Here is a 271-nt window from a genome sequence, read left to right on the forward strand (position 1 = left end):
GACTCGAACAGCGCGCTTGTGTTGCGTCTGGCGAGGTCGGCCACTTGCTTGCGCAGGTTCTGGCTGCGGACCTCGATGGACGGCGTCGGTCCGGCGAAGGGCTCGTCCAGCAAGGCTTTGATCTGCGTCTCGTCGAGGGTTTGGAGCAGGGTTTTGAGCACGTCGCCACCGATCAGTTCGCCCTGGCGCAGTTCGGTCACGGGCAGGGTTGTGTCGGCTGACGATTGCCACAGTTGCTGGCCTTGGCGATCAAGCAGACGCAGGCATTTGT

General features: G+C 62.7%; 1 protein-coding gene. It reads right to left on the reverse strand.

Annotated elements, in window-relative coordinates:
- On the reverse strand, positions 1-271 hold a 271-nt coding region (locus AAEY83_RS15210), incomplete at both ends, for a hypothetical protein (protein ID WP_351060223.1).

Source organism: Psychrobacter sp. TB20-MNA-CIBAN-0197 (assembly GCF_040309765.1).
GTDB lineage: Bacteria > Pseudomonadota > Gammaproteobacteria > Pseudomonadales > Moraxellaceae > Psychrobacter > Psychrobacter submarinus.